The sequence below is a fragment of the Actinospica acidithermotolerans genome, assembly GCF_018139625.1.
In the GTDB taxonomy this organism is placed as follows: Bacteria; Actinomycetota; Actinomycetes; order Streptomycetales; family Catenulisporaceae; genus Actinospica; species Actinospica acidithermotolerans.
Window position 1 is genome coordinate 20,582 of sequence record NZ_JAGSOH010000093.1, and the last position, 7,923, is coordinate 28,504.

General features: G+C 72.5%; 8 protein-coding genes. 4 read left to right on the top strand and 4 right to left on the bottom strand.

Features of this window, described 5'->3' with window-relative positions:
* Window positions 1-49 precede the first annotated feature (49 nt).
* Together KDK95_RS25290 and KDK95_RS38355 are read left to right on the top strand one after the other, a co-directional pair.
* Window positions 50-1,006 carry a hypothetical protein gene (locus tag KDK95_RS25290; protein ID WP_212520779.1) on the top strand — a complete coding sequence of 319 codons (957 nt, stop codon included), beginning with the start codon at window positions 50-52 and terminating at the stop codon, window positions 1,004-1,006.
* Between the two features lie 234 nt (window positions 1,007-1,240).
* Window positions 1,241-1,624 (top strand): cold-shock protein, encoded by a 384-nt coding sequence (locus KDK95_RS38355; RefSeq protein WP_212520780.1) that lies wholly within the window; start codon window positions 1,241-1,243, stop codon window positions 1,622-1,624.
* Between the two features lie 181 nt (window positions 1,625-1,805).
* Here the strand turns inward: KDK95_RS38355 and KDK95_RS25300 are convergent, their stop codons facing one another.
* The 3 genes from KDK95_RS25300 to KDK95_RS25310 form a co-directional block, all read right to left on the bottom strand.
* Window positions 1,806-2,585, bottom strand: coding sequence for a 1,4-dihydroxy-6-naphtoate synthase (locus KDK95_RS25300; protein WP_249161862.1), 780 nt, complete (start codon window positions 2,583-2,585; stop codon window positions 1,806-1,808).
* Window positions 2,582-3,208 (bottom strand): futalosine hydrolase, encoded by a 627-nt coding sequence (locus KDK95_RS25305; RefSeq protein WP_212520782.1) that lies wholly within the window; start codon window positions 3,206-3,208, stop codon window positions 2,582-2,584. Before KDK95_RS25305 ends, KDK95_RS25300 begins: the two co-directional genes overlap by 4 nt.
* A 108-nt stretch (window positions 3,209-3,316) precedes the next feature.
* Entirely contained in the window at window positions 3,317-4,849 is a 1,533-nt protein-coding gene (locus KDK95_RS25310) for an MFS transporter (RefSeq protein ID WP_212520783.1), read from the bottom strand.
* A gap of 164 nt (window positions 4,850-5,013) precedes the next feature.
* Here KDK95_RS25310 and KDK95_RS25315 point away from each other — a divergent pair, with 164 nt between their 5' ends.
* On the top strand, window positions 5,014-5,829 hold the full coding sequence (locus tag KDK95_RS25315) for a DUF3027 domain-containing protein (RefSeq protein WP_307844646.1): 816 nt from the start codon (window positions 5,014-5,016) through the stop codon (window positions 5,827-5,829).
* An 85-nt stretch (window positions 5,830-5,914) separates the two neighbouring features.
* Here the strand turns inward: KDK95_RS25315 and KDK95_RS25320 are convergent, their stop codons facing one another.
* Complete coding sequence (locus tag KDK95_RS25320) at window positions 5,915-6,220, bottom strand: DUF2530 domain-containing protein (RefSeq protein WP_212520784.1); 306 nt, start codon at window positions 6,218-6,220, stop codon at window positions 5,915-5,917.
* Window positions 6,221-6,270: 50 nt separating this feature from the next.
* Here KDK95_RS25320 and KDK95_RS25325 point away from each other — a divergent pair, with 50 nt between their 5' ends.
* Window positions 6,271-7,707, top strand: a complete 1,437-nt coding sequence (locus KDK95_RS25325) for an NCS2 family permease (RefSeq protein ID WP_212520785.1) — start codon at window positions 6,271-6,273, stop codon at window positions 7,705-7,707.
* Window positions 7,708-7,923: the final 216 nt, after the last annotated feature.

Sequence of the window (7,923 nt, forward strand, 5' to 3'; positions counted from 1 at the left end):
CCGCGGGCATATATAACAGGACTCGGCGATCAGATGAGGGGCGGCGACGGTGCGCAGCGGATACGAGTTCGGAGAGTACGGAAGGCTCACGGCGCGGCCGGACCGCGACCCGGAGCACGTGCTCGCGGGCTTTCTGAGCAAGGTCGCGGACACCGCGGCGCCGCAGTTGTCCCCGGCTGCCCGGCATCGGCTGCTGGACACGCTGCGGGCGACGATCGAGCAGGAGCGCGCAGAGCAGGGGACGGACATCCGGGCGCTGGACCGGATCCTGGCCGGGCTCGGCGACCCGGTGACGCTGGTGGACGCCGAGGTGCAGCGCGACCCGGAGTCGCAGAAGGCGCTCGAGGCCCGGCTGACCCGGGCCAGCTCGAACAGTCCGACGCCCGCCAGCATGGACGCCGACGTGGTCAAGCAGCTCGCGCCGGACGGGCACGGGCACGGACCCGTCCACCCGGTCGGCCTGCCGGGCTCCGGGCCGGAGATCTGCCTCGACCCCGATCCGTTCGGGATGGCCTTCGAGTACCGGCCGGAGACCGTCGGCGCGCTCGGCGGCGGCCAGGCGGCGCCCGAGGGCGCCCCGGCGGCCGCGGCCACGGCGTCGGCGCCCGGGGAGTTGGCGGTGGCCGACCGGATCCGCACCTTCTGGGACGGCGGCCCGAAGCTGCACCCGGTCGAGTCGCTGGCCATCGTGCTGCTGCTGGTCGGCGCGATCATGGGCAACTGGCTGGTGCTGCTCGCGGCCGTGCTCGTCGCGTTCGCCTCGCGCTTCTACAGCCCGGCGGAGAAGTGGCTGCTGCTCGTCGGCATCCCGGTGGTCAGCTTCCTGCTCTTCACCCTCGGGTACTGGCTCAACAGCCACGGCAAGCCCGGCGGCACCACGAACAGGCCCGCCGACCTGCTGGACGGCGTGGACTCCTTCTTCGGCCCGCTGCCCCGGATGATCGCGCTGCTCGGCGCGGTGTTCCTGGCCTGGCGCCTCGGCCGCGGCGTCATCCGGCGCTCCTGACCCCCGCCGGCACCCTCGCAGTCCCCGCAGTACCCCCGCGGCGCCGTCCCGGCATCCTGCGGGCCCGCCGCCCGCCGCCCGCGGGTTGCGTCACCGGGAGTCCGCGGGCTCGTGCCGGGTGTGACAAAGCGGCGTGACCACGAGCGTCCGGACAGCTAGCCTTAACTCGTCAGGGTGAACGCGCCAGCGGCGTGTGCCCCGCGAGCAAACCACGATACGGATGAGGTAGCCCCCGTGCCGACCGGCAAGGTGAAGTGGTACAACGCCGAGAAGGGCTTCGGTTTCATCGCCCGGGAGGACGGAGGCGACGTTCACGTCCACTCCTCCGCCCTGCCGCCCGGGGTGACCGCGCTCAAGCCCGGTCAACGGGTGGAGTTCGGCATCGCGGACGGCCGCAGGGGCGAGAGCGCCCTCAACGTGCAGCTGCTCGACGCCAAGCCCTCGGTAGCGGTCGCCCAGCGCAAGCCGGCCGAGGAGCTCGTGGTGATCGTCGAGGACGTGATGAAGGTGCTCGACCACGTGTCCACCACCCTGCGCCGGGGCAAGCACCCGGACCGCGAGCAGGGGCGCAAGGTCGCCCGGCTGCTGCGCGCGGTGGCGGACCAGCTCGACGTCTGAGCCCGGACTCCGGCGTAGCCGGCCCGCCCTCGAACACTGTGGCGAAAACCGTGGCGTGCGCGGTGGCGGAAAGGGCGGCGCCGGCCATGGCGATCGGCCTGGCGAATTCCGCGCCGACCCGACCGCCTCAAGCGAGGCTCCGACCGGCCGCGTGCGAGGCGGCGCACGCCGGCCGGCCGCCCTACGCGAAGAGCCGTTCCAGGGCCTTGCGGCCGTCCTCGCCGAGGTCCTGGGAGAACTCGTTGCAGTAGAGGTCGATGTGGCTCTGCGCGACCGCCGGATCCATCTCCTCGGCGAGTGAGAGCACGTACTCGCGCGAGTCGCCGGGGTGGGCGAAGGCGTGCTCGACCGAGGCGCGCAGAGCGGCCGTGACCTGCGCGATCCTCTCGGGTCCGAGCGCGGCGCGGGCCACGATGACGCCGAGCGGGATCGGCGCGCCGGTGGTCTGCTCCCACCAGTCGCCGAGGTCGGTGAGGCATTCGAGCCCGAACTTCTGGAAGGTGAAGCGGGCCTCGTGGATGACCAGGCCGGCGTCGAGCTTGCCGTCGCGCACCGCGGGCATGATGTCGCGGAACGGCAGTACGACGATCTCCGGGTCCTCGCCGCGTTCCGCGATCCACTGCCGGAAGAGCAGGAACGCGGTCGACTTCAGGCTCGGCACGGCCACGGTCCGGCCGGTCAGCGAGCCCTCGAAGCCCGGCGCCGCGAGCACGAGGGGCCCGCAGCCGCGGCCCATCGCGCCGCCGCAGGGCAGCAGTTCGTACCCGTTCGCCCGGGCTTCGGGCAGTGCCGCCGCCGAGATCTTCATGACGTCCAGGCCCTCGGGCGAGGCCAGCCAACCGTTCGTCAGATCGATGTCCGCGTACGTGACGTCGACCTGCGGGGCATCCGGGACCAGGCCGTGCGTCCAGGCGTGGAAGAGGAAGGTGTCGTTCGGGCAGGGGGAGTGGGCGAGCGTCAGCACGCTTCGAGTCCTTCCGCGATCGGGGTGGCGGCGGCGGTGAGTGCGGCGAAGGCCAGGCCCAGTTCCCAGGCGTCCCGGTCCCGCTTGCCGACGAAGTTCGAGACGGCCCGCACCTCGGCGAACGGCAGGTCGAACAGCGCGGCCGACGCCGCCACGCCGTAGCCCTCCATCGCCTCGCCGACGGCCTGCGGGTGACGTGCCGTCAGCTCGGCCGCGCGCTCGTCGGTGCCGGTGGCGGTGTTCACGGTCAGGATGGTGCCGACGACGGCGTCGAGGCCGGGCACGCGTCCGCCGTCCAGGGTCGAGCTGCCTAACCCGAGCTCGTCGACGCTCAGGAACCCGTCCGGGCTGTCCGCGCCGAGGTCGGCGGCGACCACGCGGCGGGCCAGCAGCAGCCCGCCGAGCTCCGCCTTCCCCGGGAACGCGCCGCCGATACCGACGCTCAGCACGGCGTCGTAGCCGGGGTCGAGGGCGAGCGCCCGCGCGGTCGCCGCGGCGGACTGCGCCGAGCCGACGCCGCCCGCGAGCACGGTCACGCCGTGCGGGGCGTCGGCGGGCAGTCCGCGTCGCACGGCCTCGGCCTCGGCCTCCACCGCCGTCACGATCAGGATCCGGTTCACGCCTCGACGCTACACCGCACCGGCCGGCCGGCCCGCGCCCGGGCCGGTCTGATGATCATCGCGGACCTCGCGGGCCTCGCGGGCCATTGCGGGAGGGGCCCCGACCGATCAGCGCGCCGCCTGCGCCGGGGTCGCGTTCTGCATGGACCGATAGTCCGTCAGCGACTTGCCGGTCAGCAGCGTGACCACCGAGAGCCACACCGCGCACGTGCTCAGCGCCAGCACCGGGTGGCTGCTCGGCATGATCAGCCCGAGGGCCGCGCCGAGCACCCAGCACAGCTGCATCAGCGTCTCGGACTTGGCGAACGCGGACGTGCGCACGGCCTCGACCGTGTCGCGCTGGATCATCGCGTCCAGCGAGAGCTTCGCCAGCGAGGGCAGCAGGCCGGCCAGGCCGCAGCACAGCAGCACCATCGGCAGGTTGTAGTAGAACGCGGTCATCACCGAGACGACGGCGCTCAGCGCGACGCACGCCGCGACGATGCCTTCCGGCGCCCGCGCCTTGAGCCAGCCGCCGACGAGCGAGCCGAGGCCGCCGCCGATCGCGATCGCGCCGGCGACCAGGCCGATCGCGGTGAGGTTCTTCAGGCCGCCGATCGAGTTCGTGCGCAGCATGAAGGCGAAGTAGAGCGCCATGTAGCCGGCGAACGCGCGCAGAGCGCCCGTCGCCCGCAGCGCCATGATCACGCTGAGGCCGACGGCGCGCAGCCGCTTGTCCGGCAGCGTCCGGGCGATCTTCGTCTCGTGCGGGTCGAGGCCGCGGTCCTTGCGGCTGAGCCGGGCCCTGATCTCGCCCTCGTCCGAGTCGACGTGCTTGGGCAGCCGCAGGGCCAGCGCCGTGCCCGCGAAGAAGACCACCGCGGCCAGCAGCAGCGGGTACGCCTTGTCCAGCTTGCCGAGACCGTAGCCGATCGGCGTCGCGGCCAGCGTCGCGAACAGGGTGAAGAGGTTGATGCGCGAGTTCGCGCGGACCAGGCTCGTGCCCGGCGGCAGCACGCGCGGGATGACGGCCGAGCGGCTCACCCCGTACGCCCGGGACGCGGCGAGGACGCCGAAGGCCGCCGGGTACACGGCCAGGCTGCCGCCGGCGATCGTCTTGGCCAGCACCAGCGCGAGCAGCGCGCGGATCAGCGAGGTGAGCGCCATCGCGAAGCGCCGGCCGCCGCGCAGCCGGTCCAGCAGCGGGCCGATCACCGGGGCCAGGATGACGAACGGGACCATCGTGACGAGCAGGTAGAGCGCGACCTTCGGCCTGGCCTCGTTCGGCTGCAGGCTGAAGAACAGCGAGGACGCCAGCGCGACGGTGACCAGCAGGTCGCCGGTCGCCACGACGGCGTTGAGCTCGATCACGTGCGAGAGGCCGGACTCGCCGGCGCCGTCGGCCTGGGTGATCCGTTGGATCCGGCCGTACACGGCGCCGCCGACGTCGGCGCCCACGTCGGCGCCGTGCTTCACCGCCCCGGCCGTCTGCTGCATCCACGCGGGCCCGCGCCCGGGCTTCGCGGCGGCCTTGGCCGCCCCGACCACCTCGGTCTGATGCAGGTCGGCTGGGTCGCCGAGCAGCGTCTCCTCCAGCGGCGGCCCGCCAGGGCCAGCCCCTTGGGAATCCACGGCTCGCGTGGCGTCGTCCGGACCGCCCATGCCTCTACCTTCCCCCTCCACAGCGATACCGCTCAAGTCTCCACCCCGCGAAGGTCGATTGTCACCAGGGCTGTTACCGAACCCGGACGTCCGCTGCCTGAAGGCAGGCTGCAAACCGTGGACGGTTGGCGCTGGCGAGGCGCGGAACGACTACCATCGTCAGCGTGACCACCGCCACCAAGCCCCGCTCCAGCCGTACTCCACTGCTCGACTCGGCCTGCGCCGAGGCGGTCGATCTCGCCCTGGCGGCGGCCGAGGACGTGGCGGGCATCGGGAACGTCGGCGAGCACCTCGGCGTGCAGCCGGAGGGCGAGCGCGTCGCCACCCACTTCTTCGTCGCCAACGAGCGCGGCTACGTGGGCTGGCGCTGGGCCGTCTCCGTGACCCGGGCCTCCCGCTCGAAGCTGGTCACGGTGGACGAGACGGTGCTGGTACCCGGCGAGGGCGCGATCATGCCGCCGCGCTGGCTGCCCTGGAGCGAGCGGCTGCAGCCCGGCGACATCGGCGTCGGGGACCTGCTGCCCACCGCCGCGGACGACGTCCGCCTCGAGCCCGGCTACACCGGCGCCGACGATCCGGAGATGGCCGAGCCGCAGCAGGACGAGCGCTGGGAGCTGCGCGACTCGCTGCCGCTGATCAGCTTCGAGCTCGGCCTCGGCCGCCCGCGGGTGCTCTCCCGCGAGGGCCGCGAGATCGCGGCGGAGCGCTGGTCGCAGCTGCGCGGTCCCGAGTCGGACATGGCCCAGGCGGCCCCCGCGACGTGCTCCACCTGCGGATTCCTGGCCCCGCTGGCCGGCGCGTTCCGGCAGGCGCTGGGCGTGTGCGCGAACGAGTTCTCCCCGGCCGACGGCCAGGTCGTCGCGCTGGGCTTCGGCTGCGGCGGGCACTCCGAGGCCGTCGCGGTGCCGGAGCCGCGCGAGCTGCCGGAGCCGGTGCTGGACGAGTTCGCGATGGAGTCCGCCGAGCTCGGCCACTCCTGAGCGGCCAGGCGGGCGGCTGCGGGCCTTCTGAGGCCGTATCAGCTCTGGTGGCGGGAGCCAGGGCCCCGTGCCGCCCCCGCGCCGCTCAGTCGGCCGACGGGGCGTCAGCCCGGCTCGCGGCGTCCTGGGCGATCGCCCGGTCCCGCCGCTTGACGTAGAGCAGGCCGAGCAGCCCGAGCCCGGCGCCGCTGACCGCGATCCACGGCCACCGGCCGTGCCCGGCATTCGTCAGCGTGCTCTGCATCGGCAGCAGGATCACGGCCGCGATCGCGAACAGCACCGTGCCGATCAGCACGATGCGGCCGAGGTCGACCTCCATCGGCTCGAGCTCGCGGGTACCCCCGTTCGGCGGCTGCTCGGTCGGCTTATCGGATCCAGCGGGAATGGGCACGTCGCCAAGCCTAGCCCGCCGGACGCCGTCCGCACCCACCAGGAGCCGCCATGGCCGCGCCGCCGGCCCTCGATCCCGAGGCCAGCCCCTACGAGCGGCTCTTCTGGATGCGCGAGCGGGGGACCACGGTGCTGCGCGAGGTGCGCGGCGGCCTCGCGACGTTCTTCGCGCTCGCATACATCGTGGTGCTGAACCCGCTGATCCTCGGCTCCGGCAAGGACCTGTACGGCCACACCCTCAACACCGCGCAGCTGACCGTCTCCACGGCGGTCGTCGCGGGCGTGATGACGATCGTGATGGGCCTCGGCGGGAACCTGCCGCTGGCCATCGCCGCCGGGCTCGGCCTCAACGGCGTCGTCGCCTACACGATCGCGCCCACGATGTCCTGGCCGGACGCGATGGGCCTGGTCGTGCTCGAGGGCATCGGCATCTGCCTGCTCGTGGTCACCGGCCTGCGCAAGATGATCATGGATGCGATCCCGATGCCGCTCAAGCGGGCCATCGGCGTCGGCATCGGCCTGTTCATCGCGCTGATCGGCCTGGTCGACGCGGGCTTCGTCACCCGCGTGCCCGACTCCGCGCAGTCCACCGTCCCGGTGCAGCTCGGCACCAACGGCGAACTGACCGGCTGGCCGGTGCTGATCTTCTGCCTCGGCGTGCTGGCCACCTTCCTGCTGCTGGTGCGCAAGGTCCCCGGCGCGATCCTGATCTCGATCGTCGGCTGCACGGTGATCGCGGTGATCGTGAACAACGTCGCGCACCTGACGGCGGCGGACTGGGGTCTGATCCAGCCGAAGATCCCGCACCACCTGTTCGCCTCCCCCGACTTCGGGCTGCTCGGCAAGTTCTCGCTGTTCGGCGGCTTCGCGCAGGCGGGCGCGGTCACGGCGGTCGTGTTCATCTTCACGCTGATCCTGTCGGACTTCTTCGACGCCATGGGCACGATCGTCGGCGTGACGGCGGAGGCCGGGCTGCTGACGCCGGAGGGCGAGGTGCCGGGGATCAACCGCGTGCTGTTCATCGACGGCCTGGCCGCGGCGGCGGGCGGCGCCGGATCCTGCTCGTCGAACACCACCTTCGTCGAGTCGGCCGCGGGCGTCGGCGAGGGCGCGCGGACCGGCTTCGCCAGCCTGGTGACCGGCGCGCTGCTGCTGCTCACGGCCTTCATGACGCCGCTGACCGGCATCGTGCCGCAGCAGGCCGCCGCGCCCGCGCTGGTCGTCGTCGGCTTCCTGATGACCACCCAGATCCAGTACATCCCGTGGGACGACTGGTCCATCGCGATCCCCGGCTACCTGGCGATCGCGCTGATGCCGTTCACGTACTCGATCACCAACGGCATCGGCGCCGCGGTGATCGCCTTCGTGGCCATCCGGATCGTGCTCGGCCGGCTGCGCGAGGTCCACCCGCTGATGATCGTGGTCGCGCTGCTGTTCGTCGCCTACTTCGCGCTCAGCCCGATCGAGCACTGGCTCAACGTCCGCTGAGCCGCGCCACGTGGATCATCCGGGCTGATCACCCGCCCCTCGCGCATCAGATGTAAGACCCCGAATCGGGAATAGCCGGTTTCCGTTTAGCGCTGCTAATGATGTAACCTGTATGCCGTGTGATCTACGTCATGTCTGCAACGCCTGAGGGGGCCGCCTGTGAGCGAAACCGTCCTGACCGAACCCGAATCCCTCACCCCCGAGCCCATGCCGGCG